Source organism: Acinetobacter sp. SH20PTE14, assembly GCF_021391555.1.
GTDB lineage: Bacteria > Pseudomonadota > Gammaproteobacteria > Pseudomonadales > Moraxellaceae > Acinetobacter > Acinetobacter amyesii.
The window spans coordinates 1,503,500-1,520,160 of record NZ_CP090067.1 but is presented as its reverse complement, the minus strand read 5'-3'; the positions used below and the strand labels follow the sequence as shown (position 1 = coordinate 1,520,160).

Here is a 16,661-nt window from a genome sequence, read left to right as displayed (position 1 = left end):
TACATTACAAATTAATTACTTTTCTCAATTTCCTTTCTTATGTTGAAACTCGCTTTAGATAAATTAGACCAACTAGATGCCATCATTTTAGAACTAGAACGCTTAATGTTTTCGATGAAAGACGATGAACTGCTGCAAAACCACCAACGTACGATCAATTTAGAGATTGCTTCTGCTGTCACTGAAATTTTAGATGCAAAGGCAATTATTTATGCACTACATCCTGAGTTAATTCCAATTACATTAAGCTTTGACCACACATTTTATAAAAATTACGTCAAAAAAAATATCCCAGTAAAAAACTGGGATACTTCGAATATAGATCGGGCAATACAACTGCAAAAGATTTTTGCACCATCAACAGATGATGCGCAACTTAGTCTTTTTTAATGGCAATAATTAATTTAAACCTAATTTTTCAGCCACATAGTCTGAGTCTTTATCGCCACGGCCTGAAACGTTAACCACAATCTTCACATCTTTAGCAAGTTTTGGCGCTTCACGAATTGCCCAAGCAACCGCATGTGAACTTTCTAGTGCAGGAACAATACCTTCCACACGTGAAAGCGTCATGAAGGCATCTAAACATTCTTGGTCTGTCGCTGTTGTATATTCAACACGACCTAGGTCTTTTAACAAACTATGTTGTGGCCCCACCCCTGGATAGTCCAAACCTGATGCAATTGAATGCACTGGTAATGGTTCACCCTGTTCATCTTCAAGGACATAACATGCCATGCCATGAATTTGACTTGGCTTACCCAATGTCAACGTCGCAGAGTGCATATTGGTATCTAAGCCATGACCAGCCGGCTCTACACCCACAAGTTTAACATCGGTGTCATTGAGGAATGCTGTAAATGCACCAACGGCATTGGATCCACCACCCACACATGCAACCACATAGTCAGGATTTGCACCAAAACGCTCGTTGGTCTGAACTTTAATTTCATCACCAATAATTGACTGGAAGTCACGAACCATTTTCGGGAATGGATGTGGACCAACCACTGAACCAATCGCATAAATAAAATTGGTTGGATCTTTTAAATATTCTTCAAATGCGCTATCTACTGCATCTTTGAGCGTAGCTGTACCACGAGTAACAGAGATTAGGTTGGCACCTAAAATCTTCATTTTCACCACGTTTGGATGTTCTTTTTCAATATCCACTTGCCCCATGTGAATTTCACATGGAATACCCACCAAGGCACAAGCCGTTGCTAATGCCACACCATGCTGACCTGCACCAGTTTCTGCGATCACTTTGGTTTTACCCATATATTTTGCTAATAATGCTTCGCCAAGGCAGTGGTTAATTTTATGCGCGCCAGTATGGTTAAGTTCTTCACGCTTGAGGTAGATTTGTGCCCCACCTAATTTGTCAGACAAGCGCTTCGCATAAAACAATGGGCTTGGACGTCCAACATAATGTGCAAACAACTCTTTCAATTCATTTTGAAATTCTTCTGTATGACGAATTTGCTCATAAGCAACATTAATGTCATCCATTGCCTGTTTTAAATCTGGTGGAATGAACTGCCCACCGTATTCACCGAAGAAACCTTCTTCATTAGGTAATGCGATACCATTAATTTGATGATCCATCATATTTCCTTCATGTTGTATGCAGAACAAAGACTTTTAAATACTATCCAATTTTGAAAATAAGAAAAAATGCAAAATTGGAGTAAGTAATATAAACATCATTGATAAAAAAAAGTATCGTTTTAAAGCTTTAGCGCGCTAAATATTTCGTCATATCTTCCACACCTTTGAGGGTCATTGGGAACATATGATCTTCAAAGATTTGTTTAATCACAGCTATGGTTTGGGTGTAATGCCAATAACTTTCTTCTTCGGGGTTTAACCATGCTGTTTTATCAAAATGATTGCGTAAGCGCTGTAACCACACCTGACCCGCTTCATCATTCATATACTCCACAGAACCACCTACAGAGTTCAATTCATACGGTGCCATACTCGCATCACCGACCACGATGACGCGGTAATCTCGACCATAGGTGTTGAATAGATCCCAAGTATTCATACGCGTGCTTGAACGGCGAATATTATCTTTCCACACATAGTCATATAAACAGTTATGGAAATAGAAATACTCTAAGGTTTTAAATTCAGTTTTAGCCGCGGTAAAGAGCTTCTCACATTGGGCAATATGTGAATCCATCGAGCCCCCAACATCAAACAGCATCAAGACTTTAATGCGGTTACGTCGTTCAGGAACCAACTGCACATCCAAAATTCCTTGTTTGGCTGTTTCACGAATGGTTCCGTCGATATCCAGCTCTTCTGCTGCACCTTGGCGAGCAAATTTACGCAAACGACGCAAAGCCATCTGCATCTGACGACTTCCGAGAATCTGCTCATCATCTAGGTTTCGGTATTGTCGTTGTTCCCAAACTTTCACCGCAGATCGTTTACGACCAGGCCCACCGATACGCACACCTTCAGGATGGTCACCATAGGCACCAAAGGGCGAGGTACCGCCCGTACCGATCATCCGATTACCACCTTGATGCTTTTTATGCTGCTCGCGCAAACGCTCTTCAAGCATTTTCATCAGTTCTTCTAATGATCCAGCTTTTTTTAGTTCTTCTCGTTGTTCAGGTGTCAAATGCTTTTCGATGAGCTCTAGATCAAACCAATCCTTTGGCAGTTTATGCACCTGATTTAATAGCTCGTCTAAATCAAAGGTCGATATACCGTCAAAATAGTCCTTCATTGCACGGTCGAACTTATCAAAGTAACGTTCATCTTTGACCATGACGGTTTTTGCAAGCTGATAAAATTCATTTTGATCTGCAAAGACCAGCCCTGCTGCCACTGCTTGGTTCAAGTCAATCAATTCACGAGTTGAAACTGGAACACCGTATTTTCTAAGGGTATAAAACAATCGCACAAACATAGGCGAATAAAATCCAATAAAAATTAAATATCAGGAGGTCAAATCCAGTGTGAATGCATGTGATCTTGTTATTTCATCTGCAACTGGGTCTTGCCTTACATCCACCATTATGAAAAATTGATCCCTACAAGTAAAGCCAAAAGCTTTTACTGTGTGTTCATATACATTGCCCTATCTGCCCAAAGAAAGGTAAATGACATGACTTAATCGCAAGTTGCATTTCTTTTTTTAAGCGATTGTTTAAGAGTTTCATATTTGCGCTGAACATCGAGACGATCTTGCTGCAACTTTTCAATAGACACGATTTTATGAAAACCTTGATGGTTTCTATAGCGGTTAAAATCGCTTAGGTTCAAGATCACAAAATCATAGTATTTCAGCTCGAGCACAGTTGCAGCACAAGCCTTTTGCTGAATGGCCGTTTGAGCTGCGGGATGATCTGATTGATCGATGAGCTTTTCTTTAAGTTGATGTTCTGCAACTTGCGCCCAATACACATCTTGAAGTAACTGTAGATGCTGCTGTTCAAACTGAGCATCATCCATTGCATAGCTAAAACTAGAAAAATAAAAACTCGCAGCCAACAAGAGTACAGTCGGCTTTAATCTCTTAGGTACAGCTATGTGTACTTGAGATAAGTATGCGCTTGTCTGCATAATTCACCTTTATATTTTTAATGCTCAAAATAAAAGCCGGATAACCGGCTTTTAAATCTTTTAAAGAATTGATATCAATTAACGACGTGACATAAATGCTAGACGCTCAAGCAATTGCACATCTTGTTCATTCTTAATCAAGGCACCATAAAGTGGTGGAATTGATTTCGATTTATCCGTATTGCGTAAAATATCTTCTGGCATATCATCCGCCATCAACAAACTCAACCAATCAATCAACTCAGAGGTTGAAGGCGGTTTCTTTAAACCCGGAATTTGACGTAATTTAAAGAAAATTTGTAGTGCTTCAGAGACCAAGGTATTTGAAATATTTTCAAAATGTACATCGATGATTTCACGCATGGTTGCTTCGTCAGGGAATTCAATATAATGAAAGAAACAACGACGCAAGAAGGCATCTGGAAGTTCTTTTTCATTATTTGAAGTAATGATCACGATTGGACGTTGTGTTGCCGTAATCGTTTCACCCGTCTCATACACAAAGAAGGACATTTTATCGAGTTCATGCAGCAAATCATTAGGGAATTCGATATCTGCTTTATCAATCTCGTCAATTAGAAGTACACAACGTTCTTCACTGGTGAATGCTTCCCAAAGCTTACCCGGCTTAATATAGTTTTTGATGTCATAAACACGGTCATCACCCAACTGACTATCACGCAGACGAGATACGGCGTCGTACTCGTACAAACCTTGTTGAGCCTTGGTCGTCGATTTGATATGCCAAGTAATGAGCTTAAGGCCTAAACTTTCAGCCACTTGTTCGGCTAAAAGTGTTTTACCTGTCCCCGGCTCACCTTTAACCAAAAGTGGCTTTTGCAATGAACGTGCAGCTTTTACTGCAAGTTTTAAGCTATCGGTCGCAATATATTGATCTGTACCAGTAAATTGTTGAGTTTCAACAGACATGACATAACCTTATTTTTTTATTTAAAGCGGTGAAATTTTCTTGTTAACAACGTGCTGTGGTTTCGCTGCATTGTATTTGGTCCAAAAATAACCAAGGACTAAACCAATACCCACCACAAAGAGAATCAGCGATAGATTCAACCAAACCAATGGCTGATCTTTTGTTAATACACCAAAAATCAAACCAAAAATCGCAGGTGCGATCGCTGCATTTGAACCTTCAGAAACGGTTGGTGTTAATAAAATAGCAAATACGATAAGCCAACCAATGGCACCGATCGTTTTGGGTAAGCGCTTCATCAGCCCATACCAACACAACAAAGCAATTACAGCCCCACCTAGGTAAACCGTAATTGCAATACTGCTTTCAGGAATTGAGTCCAATACCGATACTACACCATTCATTTTCACAACTCCTGAATTAACTTAAGCGCCGCGCAAGCCTTCTGGCTCAACTGCATTTGGGTCAATTAAACCTTCTGGAGGCATCTGAATAAAGAATCCTTTTGTTTCAATAGAATCTATGACGTGTAATACGTTCACACGTGCAAGTTTGCGTGATTCACTGAGTTCTAGATCCATGACAAATGTGGCACGACCAAATGCTGTACGTAAAGCATCAGGCATTACTGCAAGCGGATCTGTCGCTTCAGTTTCGTTTTCATTAACTTCAGGACGAGCAATATAAAGATACATTTCATCTTTTTTGCTCGATTTGTAGATAGAACAGTACATAATTGAATCAATACTCATTAAACGCAAGGCAAAGGATACATCAAAAAAAAGACTGATACATTAGTGTTTATTAACGCATCAGTCGTGAATTTGTATAAGTGATAGTTCTTTAATCAATCAGAACTTATTCCATCACTTTCATTTGACCAGAAAGATAGCTTTCATCGGCATGCAGTACTTCAATTAAAGGCTTCGTCAGCAAATCATAGCGCCAGCCCAACAAATAGCTCGGTAAATCTTGTTCATCATTATGAAAAACCACATGCTGATACAAAGCATTTAACCATTTTTTACGCATTAAAACTTCTTTAGGCACAGAGGTTTCTTGTACTGCACGCTGAATGACTGTATCGACGCGCGAACCAATATCCTGAGACGAATGACGAATTGGACGTGCCATACGCAGCGGCCATTCAGCTTGTTCTGGTAAAAACTTCAACAAATCTAAAATAATTTTACCATGCTCACGCACAATGTTCGGACGAATGTCTTTCACCGCACTCAATTGAAAATTATTTTTTGGATTTTTTTCAACCATATCAATGATGGTTGAGTTTTTAAGAATAAAGCTACGTGGCTGATTTAAGGCTTTCACCATTTGCTCACGCCAAACGGCCAATTGCTGAATTTGCATGAGCTGACGACGTGAATGTCGATAATTACCAACATCGTGATACAACAAATGGATTGGCGTTTCAGTGCCAATTTCATGTGTCAAATTTTTGCAGTCCTCAAGTACACAATTTAATAAACTTTTCGCAGCCAATTCATTCTGAATCGTATGGCTTAAATTCATTAAATAATGTACATCATTCGCTGCATAGTTCAATTGCTCGGCACTGAGTGGACGAGCCAACCAATCTGAACGTGTCTGATCTTTATCTATATCTACATCGAGCATAGTTTTTAAGGCATTTTGATAGCTGACTTGTAAGCCATGCCCTAAAAATGACATCCCAACTTGGGTATCAAATACATTTTCTAAAGACTTATGCTGTGCATAGTGATAAATCAGGTCGATATCTTCACTACAAGCATGAAAAACGTTTTGCTGAGCCGCAAATAATTTTTGCCAGAATTGGGTTAAATCGAGGGTTGTACCATCAAGTAAATACACCTGATTTTGTACATTAATTTGGAAAAGTCCAAGTTTGGGCCACAGGGTATCTACTTTTATAAACTCGGTGTCGAGTCCGTAAATCGAGCTTTGGTCCATAAGATTTAAAACGCAATTTAAATCTGGCTGATTTTGAATGAATTGATACATAAGTTGCTGAGTCTAATTTTAGATGCTCTATGAGCTTATATTAACTGATATATATTATTTATCTATAAGGAAAAACGTTATTTTAGTGACTTATTTCCTTTAATTGGCTTTTTTATTCATTGTAAACAAAAACTTTAATCGTTATTAAGTATAAATAATTAGGTGAAAATTATACAAAGCGAAACGAGTTTCGCTCTATAGTTACTTCATTCGCATTCGGTTATGCACGGCCTGACTTAAGGTATGACTATCCACATATTCAAGCTCACCACCCTGTGGTACTCCCTGTGCAATACGGGTCATTTGTATTGGTAAATGTTTAGTCGCTTCAACCAAATAATGTGCTGTCGCTTGACCTTCAACTGTTGCATTGGTCGCCAAGATCACTTCCTGCACTTTACCATCACTTAGTCGTTGAATTAAATATGGGATACCAATTTCGTCGGGGCCAATACCGTCGAGTGGCGACAAATGCCCACCCAATACATGATATTTCCCTCTAAAACTGCCACTTTGCTCGATTGCCATGACATCTGCGGGAGATTCAACCACACAAAGCAGTTGATCATCACGTTCTGACGAGACGCATATGTTGCACACTTCATCTTCAGTCAATGAATGGCAAATGGAACATTCATGAATATAGTTGGTTGCTTCAGTCAAGGCATGTGCCAGACCAACAGCACCCTCCCTATTTTTCATGATTAAGTGCAGTGCCATACGTTGAGCCGACTTAGGCCCAACGCTTGGCAAAATACGCAATGCCTGTACAAGTTGATCAAAACGATCACTAAACATTCAACGTATTCCTTAGAATAAACCTGAAAGGCCTGGTGGAAGCCCCATACCAGAGTTTGCAGATTTCATTTTTTCTTCTGAAATCACTTCAGCTTGACGTGAAGCATCATTCATTGCCGCTGCAATTAAGTCTTCAATCATATCTGCATCATCTTGAAGTAGTTCAGGATTGATTTCAATACGTTTCACCACATGACGCGCAGTCATAGTAACTTTAACCAGACCACCACCTGCTTCAGCGTGAACTTCAACTTGTGCAAGCTCTTCCTTAGCTTTTTTAATGTTGCTCTCAACTTCTTTTTGCATGCGTTGAGCTTGCTGCATGAGCATATTAATGTTCATAAAAATCTCCGAACAAAACTGATGAATTCACTTTAGATAAGATCTAAACCGCGTGAAAGATCGCGAATAATATCATTAATATCTTCTAAACCAACAGATACGCGAATTAAACCTTCGCTAATCCCTGCTGCTTTTTTCGCTTCTGCTGACATTCTGCCATGAGAAGTCGTTGCAGGATGGGTAATTGTTGACTTTACATCACCCAAGTTACTTGTAATAGAAAGGAACTTAGTATTATCAATCACTGTCCAAGCGCCTTCACGTTCGCCTTTCACAACAAACGATACAACTCCGCCAAAGCCTTTTTGTTGCTTTTTCGCCAACTCATGACCTTCGTGATTTGGAAGTCCCGCATAGTACACTTTTTCAACTTTCGGGTGCGCATCTAACCATTCAGCTAAAGTTTGAGCACTTGCACAGTGGGCTTTCATACGTAAGCTTAAAGTTTCTAGGCCTTTCAGGAAGATCCATGCATTGAATGGACTCATCGAGTTACCCAGTGTACGAATAACACCTGTAATCTCTTCCATCAATTTTGCACTACCTACAACTGCACCACCGAGCGCGCGACCTTGACCATCAATATATTTTGTTGATGAATAGATCACGAGGTCCGCACCGAATTTAATCGGTTGCTGTAACACCGGTGTACAGAAAGTATTATCGACTGCAAATAATGCCCCATGCGCATGTGCAATATCAGCAATGGCTTGTAAATCCCCTACTTGAGCCAATGGGTTTGACGGTGTTTCAATGAACAATAGGCGTGTAGTTGGGCGAATCGCTTGTTTCCAAGCATCTAAATCTTCCAAATCGACAAAAGTAACGTCAACACCAAATTTGATGACATATTTTTCAAATAGAGAAATGATCGAACCAAAGACAGCACGTGAACACACCACATGATCACCAGCTTTCAAATATGCCAAAGTGATCGCGTGTACGCCCGCCATACCTGAACTTGTCGCAACAGCGGCTTCAGCACCATCCAAAACAGCTAAACGTTTTTCGAAAGCTTGTACAGTTGGATTGGTATAACGTGAATAGGTATTGCCTTCAATTTGACCTGAAAATTTTGCTGCGGCATCTGCTGCACTTTCACAAACAAATGATGAAGTCAGGAAAATTGGCTCACTATGTTCACCCTCAAAAGTACGAGTATGACCTGTACGAATCGCTAAAGTCTCTAATTGGTATTCGATGTCGTCTTGTTGGCTCATCTGTATTACTCAGTCGCGAAGAACTGCCTTTGTGAAGAATTGCCAATATTTTGAGCGTCTAAGCTATTTAAGGTCAAGGTAAAATACGAAATTATCGCTTAGACTTCGACCAATCCTACAAGGACTTAGGCAATTGACAGTTATGCACCCTTTCAAACAGAAATTTCTGGCGCAGCAAAAGAAAATTAAACACCTGTCTAAACGTGTGTTTAATGCAAAATCGCTGGTCCTTTCTCAATCGACACCCTATGAAGTAATTACTGAATATAAACATGCAAAAGTTCGGTATTACGCTTCGCCTGATCGTAAATACAAAGAACCCTTAGTGTTTGTTGCTCCACTGGCCATCAATATGGCGATTTATGATTTGTATCCATATCGCTCATTGGTGAAACATTTTCAACACAGTGGCTTTGATGTCTATTTGCTGGAATGGGGAAAATTAAACTATCAAGATCGTTTCTTAAATTTTCTATCGTTTATTGATGATGTGATTCCACATTGTATTGATCAAATTTGTGAGCATGCAGATAGTCGATACATCTCGCTACACGGTTGGAGTATGGCTGGAGTCTTTGTCACGCTGTATACAGCATTACATCAACCTGAACATGTTAAAAATCTAATGGTGATGGGCGCGCCGATTGATAGCTATGCCTCAGGTCGTATCGGAAAGCTATTTCAAAAAACCAATCGCTTGCTTTCACGTAGTAAGAATTTACAAGATACGGTCTACACTGGGAAAATTCCTAAACATTTTATCCATACACCGGGCGTACTCAATGCGATTGGATTTAAAATCGTTGATCCAATGGGTTGGTTCAAAAGCCAAAAACAATTTTTATCTAACTTAGATAATCTACATGACCTGTATGAACATGCAACCATGGGCGATTTTCTCAATCACATGATTGACTATCCGGGTGGCATTAACCAAGACATGGTGTTCAATGTTTGGCTACAAAATCCACTTAAAAACGGCATTATTCAATTGAAAGATAAAGTTATTAAATTAAAAAATATCCACTGCTCTTTGTTGATTGGCGCGGGTTCTACCGATCAAATCGTTACTGCTGATGCAGCAAGTCCTTTAGGCGAATTGACAAGTAGTCAAGATGTCACGTTTACTCTCATTCCCGGTGGTCACCTCGGCCTGATGTCGAGTCAAAAAAGTGCCAATCAATTTTGGCCAACTTTGACCCAGTGGCTTACACAAAGATCCAGTTTATTGAAATAAAAAATTTAGAGGGTAAAGATGATTCAGTCAGTTGCATTTATCGGATTGGGCGCAATGGGTTACCGTATGGCAGCGCACCTACCAAAACAGTTCGACACGGTTTATGTCTGGAATCGAAACTTTACCAAGGCAGAGCAACATGCTGCTGAATTTGGTACGCAAGCGGTTGCATTAGAGCAAGCAGTACAAGCGGACATTATTTTTTCATGCCTACCCATCAGCCAAGATGTTGAAAATTTAATTGCGAGTGTGACGCTGAAATCAGGCTCGATTTGGGTCGACTGTACCAGCGGTGTGCCAGAATCTGCAAAAAAACTCGCTGCAGCCTTAAAGCAACAAAACGTTTCGTTCTTAGACGCCCCTGTGAGTGGACAAACCATTGGCGCTGAAACTGGAACATTAACCGTCATGATTGGTGGTGACGCAGCAGCCTTTGAACGTGCATTACCTGCGATCCAAACATTTGGCAGACTGATTAAACATGTGGGTGAACCGGGTGCGGGTTTTGCTGTGAAAGCTGTAAACAACATGTTAATGGCTGTAAATCTTTGTGCAGTTGCTGAAGGATTCACCACCTTAAAAGCGCATGGCGTGGACTTACATGAAGCACTCGATTGTATTAATGCGTCGAGCGGTAAAAGTAATGTGACTGAAACAGTTTTACCGCAACGCGTACTGAATCGTAGCTTCCCATTAACCTTTGCACTTCCATTACTTGCAAAAGATACGGGAATTGCTGTTGATCTTGTGCGCCAAGCAAAACTTTCAGCCCCCGTGCTCTCTTTGACGCAAAATTTAATCCAAGCAGCAAGCGATCAAGCTGAAGAAAACAGTGATTTTTCAAGCGCTATGATTATGTATGAAAAATGGAGTAAAATTACAATTGAGTAATAACTCGCCATTGAATAACGATAAATAACCATCATATTGTACTCTAGTGTCATAACACACATTGTTACAAATGACAGAGGAAACTCGCATGAACAAATTTACCCTCGCAACTTTGCTAGGTGCTGTAACTTTAATCGGGGCTTCTACTGCTGTTTTAGCATCTGAGCAAGAATGCCAAAAGTTGAAAAATGACCATGACGTGATTTATGCATCGAAAGGTTTTTGCTTTAAAGATCCTGATGCTAAAGCGAAGTTCGGCAATGACAATTGCTACACAACTAAGCCTAAATTTTCAGAAAAAGAGCAACAACGACTTGACGCGATCAAAGATCGTCAGAAAGAATTGAACTGTAAATAATTACGATTCAATTCGCTCAAGGAATTTAGCAATGACTTATGATGATCAAAATATTTTTGCTCGGATTTTACGCGGAGAGCTTCCTGCGTTTAAAGTCTATGAAGATGATCAAGTACTCGCTTTTATGGATGTCATGCCACAGGCCGAAGGTCATACGCTCGTAATTCCTAAAACCCCTGCTATTACGCTGCTTGATTTAGATCCAGAAGCGGCTGCTTATACCATTCAGGTTGCTCAAAAAGTTGCGAAAGCAATGGAAAAAGCTTTAGACGTGAAAGGTATCGTATTGATGCAGTTGTCTGGCGCTGCTGCGGGTCAAACTGTTCCGCACGTGCATTTCCACCTAATTCCGACTTCAGTGCATGAATTAGGTAAACATGCCGCACAAATGGGCGATATGGAAAAAATTAAAGCCATTGGCGAAAAAATCAAAGCAGCACTTTAAGTTCAATTGAGTTTAAAGTGATGATCAATGGAGCTTCGGCTCCATTTTTTATATCTACACTATTACGCTAACTATTTTTAGCTTTAAACAACTTAATGTTCAATTCAACTATAAACACTTAATAAATATTCATTTTTATAAATATAAAAACAATTTAAACCAAAAATCACCTTTCACCGTTTTGAAATATTTCCTTAATAGAACTGTCTTATTTGTAATGAATACTTAGCGCCATTAGATAGCGAAATTACTTCTAGCCAAGCTACTGATAAAACATATTGATATGACTGGAAAAGTCTTCTGGAGCTTCAAATGAAAAAAACTCTATGTGCATTAGCAATCGGGGCAACAATTCTTACACCAATGATGGCGTCTGCTGCAGATGTAAAAATTTATGGCCGTGCACATGTCTCTCTTGACTATCTAGATGATGGTAAAGATTACAACGAAGTTGGTCTTTCTTCTAACGCTTCACGCTTAGGCTTCAAAGTAGATCAAAAAATTAATGATGACCTCAACGTATTCGCTCAAATTGAGCAAGAAGTAAACTTTGCAAGCGGTAGCCAAGACAGCAAAGGTGTAGATTTTTCAACACGTGACACATTCGTGGGTTTAAAAAGTTCTACTTATGGTCAAGCACGTGTAGGTCGTTTTGACAGCCCATTTAAAGTCGCACGTAGCCCTGTGAACTTCTTCGGCGACATGGTTGGTGACGTTCGTAACGTAACACGTGTAGGCAACTTAAAATTTGATGAGCGTAATGAAAACACCATTGAATATAAATCTCCAAAATTTGGCGGTGGTTTCAATGTATTAGCTGCAATGTCGATGCATTCAGGTACACAAATTGACCGTGAAGCAGATGGCGAAGGCAAAGATGATAACAAAGCCTATGACCTTGCTCTAACTTATAAAGAAGGTCCAATTGATTTTGCAGCAGCATACGAAAAGTATGATGAAAATGCAGCAAACGCAGCAGGTGGCGCAAGTCGAGATGCATTCCGTATTGCCGGTGCATATAAGTTAACTGAAGAATTGAACTTGGGTGCTTTATACCAAATTGCGAAACACGACAACGATACAGCCAACCCAGATGCTCAAGTTTTTGGTGTAGCTGGCGAATATAAAGTAACGCCTAAAACCTCAGTACGCGGTGAATATTTCTACCGTGACGTCGATGCTGATGATGCTAATGCAAGCTTGATCGGTGTGGGTGTAGAACATAAGTTGGATAGCACTTTACGCGTATATGGCAACCTTGCAACTGTGCTTAACGACAAAAACTCTAAACTCAACCCTTGGAAAGAAGGTCGTAGCTTCGGTAACGGTATCTCAGGGGTCGGTGATGAAAATGCAACTGCACTTTCTCTTGGTCTGCGTTACGACTTCTAAGCTGCAATATCTCCCCCAAAAGACATACTCTGGTATGTCTTTTTTTACTCAAATATAGTGTCTCAAGACTAAAATAAGCTAAGTTCATCATGTATCAAATATTTAAAAAGTATTTAAAAAACTTAGTCCAGCCTCTTTAACATTAACCATATAGAGATCGTTTAACAGCACTACATCAATAGCCCATTTTTTTAGCAAAACTTAAACATAACAAATAAAAATCTTATTCACTCAATAAGGATTCTCATTATTAATAATGTAACTTTTAGTAAATATAGTAAATATAGTAAATTAGTCAGAATTTAAAATATAAATATAAGCGTTTTAGTCGGATTTAAAATAATTAAACACAAGTGTTTTAGTCAAGTATTTAAAATAAAAAAAATTAGTTTATTTTTTAACTAACAAGCACTATAAGTATTTGTATTTAAATTACTTAATAATATATTTTTATTTTAACTGTTCAACCTATTTGCTTTTTGTATATATTTGTTAATAATATAGTACAAGTTTAAAGAATAGGCTTATCTCCATGAGCTTAAAATTCAAAGATTTAAATCGTCGTGTGGTCAGAGAAATAACCGCAATACTAATAATTAAAGTGATTATTTTAATGATCATTAAGAACATTTGGTTCGACGCCCCTACTATCCCTAAAAACTTTGACAATCAAGTTGCCGAGCATATTGCTGGCAGTCCTTCCCAAATCAAGGAGACACGTTGATGATTTCTGAAAGCGTGGTCGATCTTTCGCGGTTCCAATTCGCAATGACCGCGATGTATCACTTTATTTTTGTTCCACTGACTTTAGGTCTGGCTTTTATTCTTGCCATCATGGAAACCACCTATGTGATTTCTGGCAAAGAAATTTATAAAGACATGACTAAATTCTGGGGAAAACTCTTCGGTATTAACTTCGCATTAGGTGTTACTACTGGTTTGACCATGGAGTTTCAGTTCGGTACTAACTGGGCGTATTACTCACACTATGTCGGTGATATTTTCGGTGCACCATTAGCCATTGAAGGTCTGATGGCATTCTTCCTTGAATCAACATTTATTGGTTTATTCTTTTTCGGCTGGGATCGCCTATCTAAAGTTCAGCATTTGGCTGTCACTTGGTTAGTTGCACTTGGCTCGAACATGTCTGCACTATGGATTTTAGTGGCCAATGGTTGGATGCAAAATCCTGTCGGTTCCGCGTTTAACTATGAAACCATGCGTATGGAAATGGTGGACTTCGGTGCACTGATTTTCAACCCTGTAGCTCAGGTTAAATTCGTACATACCGTATCTGCTGGTTATGTGACTGGCGCAATTTTCGTACTAGCCATTTCAAGTTACTACTTATTGAAAAAGCGTGACTTGCCATTTGCGCGTCGTTCATTCGCTATCGCTGCAATCTTTGGTTTAGCGTCTACACTTTCAGTGATCTTACTGGGTGATGAATCTGGTTATGAAATTGGTGATGTACAAAAAACTAAACTTGCTGCGATTGAAGCTGAATGGGACACTCACCCAGCTCCAGCGCCATTTACTTTGTTTGGTATTCCAAATAAAGAAACTATGTCCACTGACTACGCAATCAAAATTCCTTATGTCATGGGGATTATCGCAACACGTTCAACGGATAAAGAAGTAACAGGTATTAAAGACCTCATCGTACAACACGAAGCACGTATTCGTAACGGTATGGTGGCTTACTCACAGTTAGAACAACTTCGTGCAGGCGATACTTCGCCTGAACTTTTAGCAGCATTTGCTGAGTCTCAAAAAGACTTGGGCTATGGTTTGCTTCTGAAAAAATACACAGACAAAGTGGTCGATGCGTCTGACGAACAAATCAAAGCTGCTGCAAAAGACACTATTCCACATGTTCCAAGCTTGTTCTGGGCATTCCGTGCAATGGTTGCTTCTGGTTTCTTAATGCTCCTTCTGTTCGTACTGGCTACCTTTGCTGTCGGTAAACGTAATGCAGAAAACAAACCTTGGTTATTAAAGTTTGCTTTGTTTGCTCTACCATTACCTTGGATTGCTGCACAAACAGGTTGGTATGTTGCCGAAGTTGGTCGTCAACCTTGGACTATCGGTGAAGTTCTACCTACACATCTTTCAGCTTCTAGCTTAAGTACAGGTGATGTATGGGGTTCTATCCTTGCATTGGCAGCGTTCTATACTGTACTGCTGATCATTGAAATGTACTTAATGATTAAATTCTCACGCCTTGGCCCAAGTTCTCTACATACTGGTAAATACCACTTCGAGAAACTTGAAGCTGCAAAAAAGGCAAATGAGGAGGCTCAAGCATGATCGAATATGAATTACTCAAAATCATTTGGTGGGTATTAGTCGGTGTCCTACTGATCGGCTTCGCCCTCACCGATGGCTTCGATATGGGCTCAATGGCGATCATGCCATTCGTAGGTAAAAAAGACGAAGAACGTCGTGCGGCAATCAATACGATTGCCCCACACTGGGACGGTAACCAAGTTTGGTTTATTACTGCTGGTGGCGCACTGTTTGCAGCATGGCCAATGGTATATGCGACTGCATTCTCAGGGATGTACTGGGCACTGTTACTGGTACTCTTCGCTCTCTTCTTACGTCCAGTCGGTTTTGACTACCGTTCTAAACTCGAAAATACCAAGTGGCGTAATTCTTGGGACTGGGGTTTAGCAATTGGTGGTGCCGTTCCTGCCCTCGTATTTGGTGTTGCGTTTGGTAATATGTTCCTCGGTGTACCATTCACTATGGACGAAACTGTTCGCTCGACTTATACAGGTAGCTTCTTTGCGCTGCTTAACCCATTTGCTTTAGTTTGCGGTATTGTGAGTTTATCTATGCTTTGTGCACATGGTGGTGCATGGCTCATGCTTCGCACAGACGGCGACCTACGTGCTCGCTCTGCAAAAGCGACTCAGCTTATGGGTATCGTATTCTTGGTTTGCTTCTTACTTGCAGGCGCATGGTTATACTTCGGTAATATCCAAGGCTACACATTAGCTCAACCGTTTGACACTAATGGCGTTGCTAACCCTTTAGCTAAAGAAGTGATCACCAATGCCAATCCAGGTTGGATGAACAATTATAGTATTTATCCTATTACTATGATTGCGCCAATCATGGCAATTTTAGGTGCTTTGATCATTATCCTTGCCGCAGGTAAAGGTAAAGCTGGTTTTAGCTTCCTTGGTTCAAGCTTGGCAGTCATTGGTGCGATCTTAACTGCTGGTTTTGCATTGTTCCCTTTCCTTATGCCATCGAGCATCAACCCAACTGTAAGTTTGACTATGTGGGATGCGGTATCAAGTAAAAATACCCTGACTGTGATGACAGTTGCCGCGTGTATTTTTGTCCCAATTATCCTTTGCTACACAACTTGGTGTTACTACAAGATGTGGGGTGTGGTCACTAACAAACATATTGAAGAGAATTCACACAGCCTATACTAAGGCTGTGTCTAA

Annotated in this window: 19 protein-coding genes; 9 read left to right on the top strand and 10 right to left on the bottom strand. The window is 39.9% G+C overall.

Going from position 1 to position 16,661, the window contains the following annotated elements:
- The first annotated feature begins 39 nt into the window (after positions 1-39).
- Positions 40-390 carry a hypothetical protein gene (locus LXF01_RS07615; RefSeq protein ID WP_233945322.1) on the top strand — a complete coding sequence of 117 codons (351 nt, stop codon included), beginning with the start codon at positions 40-42 and terminating at the stop codon, positions 388-390.
- 9 nt (positions 391-399) lie between these two features.
- On the opposite strand, the gene trpB is transcribed toward LXF01_RS07615, so the two are convergent.
- From trpB to LXF01_RS07565, 10 genes are all read right to left on the bottom strand, one after another.
- Positions 400-1,608 (bottom strand): tryptophan synthase subunit beta, encoded by a 1,209-nt coding sequence (trpB, locus tag LXF01_RS07610; protein WP_233945438.1) that lies wholly within the window; start codon positions 1,606-1,608, stop codon positions 400-402.
- Positions 1,609-1,738: 130 nt separating this feature from the next.
- Entirely contained in the window at positions 1,739-2,926 is a 1,188-nt protein-coding gene (locus LXF01_RS07605) for a vWA domain-containing protein (protein ID WP_180172105.1), read from the bottom strand.
- 203 nt (positions 2,927-3,129) lie between these two features.
- Positions 3,130-3,582 carry a hypothetical protein gene (locus LXF01_RS07600; protein WP_233945321.1) on the bottom strand — a complete coding sequence of 151 codons (453 nt, stop codon included), beginning with the start codon at positions 3,580-3,582 and terminating at the stop codon, positions 3,130-3,132.
- A gap of 78 nt (positions 3,583-3,660) precedes the next feature.
- A complete protein-coding gene (locus LXF01_RS07595) occupies positions 3,661-4,512 on the bottom strand; it encodes an AAA family ATPase (RefSeq protein ID WP_180011248.1) in 852 nt (283 codons plus the stop codon).
- A 21-nt stretch (positions 4,513-4,533) separates the two neighbouring features.
- A complete protein-coding gene (locus LXF01_RS07590; RefSeq protein WP_078193907.1) occupies positions 4,534-4,917 on the bottom strand; it encodes a hypothetical protein in 384 nt (127 codons plus the stop codon).
- Positions 4,918-4,938: 21 nt separating this feature from the next.
- Complete coding sequence (locus LXF01_RS07585; protein ID WP_180011296.1) at positions 4,939-5,247, bottom strand: YcgL domain-containing protein; 309 nt, start codon at positions 5,245-5,247, stop codon at positions 4,939-4,941.
- A gap of 124 nt (positions 5,248-5,371) precedes the next feature.
- Positions 5,372-6,514, bottom strand: a complete 1,143-nt coding sequence (locus LXF01_RS07580) for a ribonuclease D (RefSeq protein ID WP_233945320.1) — start codon at positions 6,512-6,514, stop codon at positions 5,372-5,374.
- 201 nt (positions 6,515-6,715) lie between these two features.
- Positions 6,716-7,312, bottom strand: coding sequence for a recombination mediator RecR (gene recR / locus LXF01_RS07575; protein ID WP_078188505.1), 597 nt, complete (start codon positions 7,310-7,312; stop codon positions 6,716-6,718).
- A gap of 12 nt (positions 7,313-7,324) precedes the next feature.
- Positions 7,325-7,654 carry a YbaB/EbfC family nucleoid-associated protein gene (locus tag LXF01_RS07570; protein WP_180173557.1) on the bottom strand — a complete coding sequence of 110 codons (330 nt, stop codon included), beginning with the start codon at positions 7,652-7,654 and terminating at the stop codon, positions 7,325-7,327.
- A gap of 32 nt (positions 7,655-7,686) precedes the next feature.
- Positions 7,687-8,874, bottom strand: a complete 1,188-nt coding sequence (locus LXF01_RS07565; RefSeq protein ID WP_180090225.1) for an O-succinylhomoserine sulfhydrylase — start codon at positions 8,872-8,874, stop codon at positions 7,687-7,689.
- 142 nt (positions 8,875-9,016) lie between these two features.
- Here LXF01_RS07565 and LXF01_RS07560 point away from each other — a divergent pair, with 142 nt between their 5' ends.
- The 8 genes from LXF01_RS07560 (at position 9,017) to cydB (ending at position 16,649) form a co-directional block, all read left to right on the top strand.
- Complete coding sequence (locus LXF01_RS07560; protein WP_180127063.1) at positions 9,017-10,111, top strand: alpha/beta fold hydrolase; 1,095 nt, start codon at positions 9,017-9,019, stop codon at positions 10,109-10,111.
- 18 nt (positions 10,112-10,129) lie between these two features.
- A complete protein-coding gene (locus LXF01_RS07555; protein WP_180116482.1) occupies positions 10,130-11,002 on the top strand; it encodes an NAD(P)-dependent oxidoreductase in 873 nt (290 codons plus the stop codon).
- A gap of 88 nt (positions 11,003-11,090) precedes the next feature.
- The gene (locus LXF01_RS07550; protein WP_078188510.1) at positions 11,091-11,360 is read left to right on the top strand and encodes a YARHG domain-containing protein; all 270 of its coding nucleotides are present in this window, start codon (positions 11,091-11,093) and stop codon (positions 11,358-11,360) included.
- Positions 11,361-11,391: 31 nt separating this feature from the next.
- Positions 11,392-11,805 (top strand): HIT family protein, encoded by a 414-nt coding sequence (locus LXF01_RS07545; protein ID WP_078188511.1) that lies wholly within the window; start codon positions 11,392-11,394, stop codon positions 11,803-11,805.
- A 312-nt stretch (positions 11,806-12,117) separates the two neighbouring features.
- The gene (locus tag LXF01_RS07540) at positions 12,118-13,197 is read left to right on the top strand and encodes a porin (RefSeq protein WP_180133175.1); all 1,080 of its coding nucleotides are present in this window, start codon (positions 12,118-12,120) and stop codon (positions 13,195-13,197) included.
- Between the two features lie 532 nt (positions 13,198-13,729).
- Entirely contained in the window at positions 13,730-13,921 is a 192-nt protein-coding gene (cydP, locus tag LXF01_RS07535) for a cytochrome oxidase putative small subunit CydP (RefSeq protein ID WP_078188513.1), read from the top strand.
- Positions 13,921-15,507 (top strand): cytochrome ubiquinol oxidase subunit I, encoded by a 1,587-nt coding sequence (locus LXF01_RS07530; RefSeq protein ID WP_233945319.1) that lies wholly within the window; start codon positions 13,921-13,923, stop codon positions 15,505-15,507. Before cydP ends, LXF01_RS07530 begins: the two co-directional genes overlap by 1 nt.
- A complete protein-coding gene (gene cydB / locus LXF01_RS07525) occupies positions 15,504-16,649 on the top strand; it encodes a cytochrome d ubiquinol oxidase subunit II (protein WP_078193913.1) in 1,146 nt (381 codons plus the stop codon). The genes LXF01_RS07530 and cydB overlap by 4 nt, the downstream gene beginning before the upstream one ends.
- Positions 16,650-16,661 lie beyond the last annotated feature (12 nt).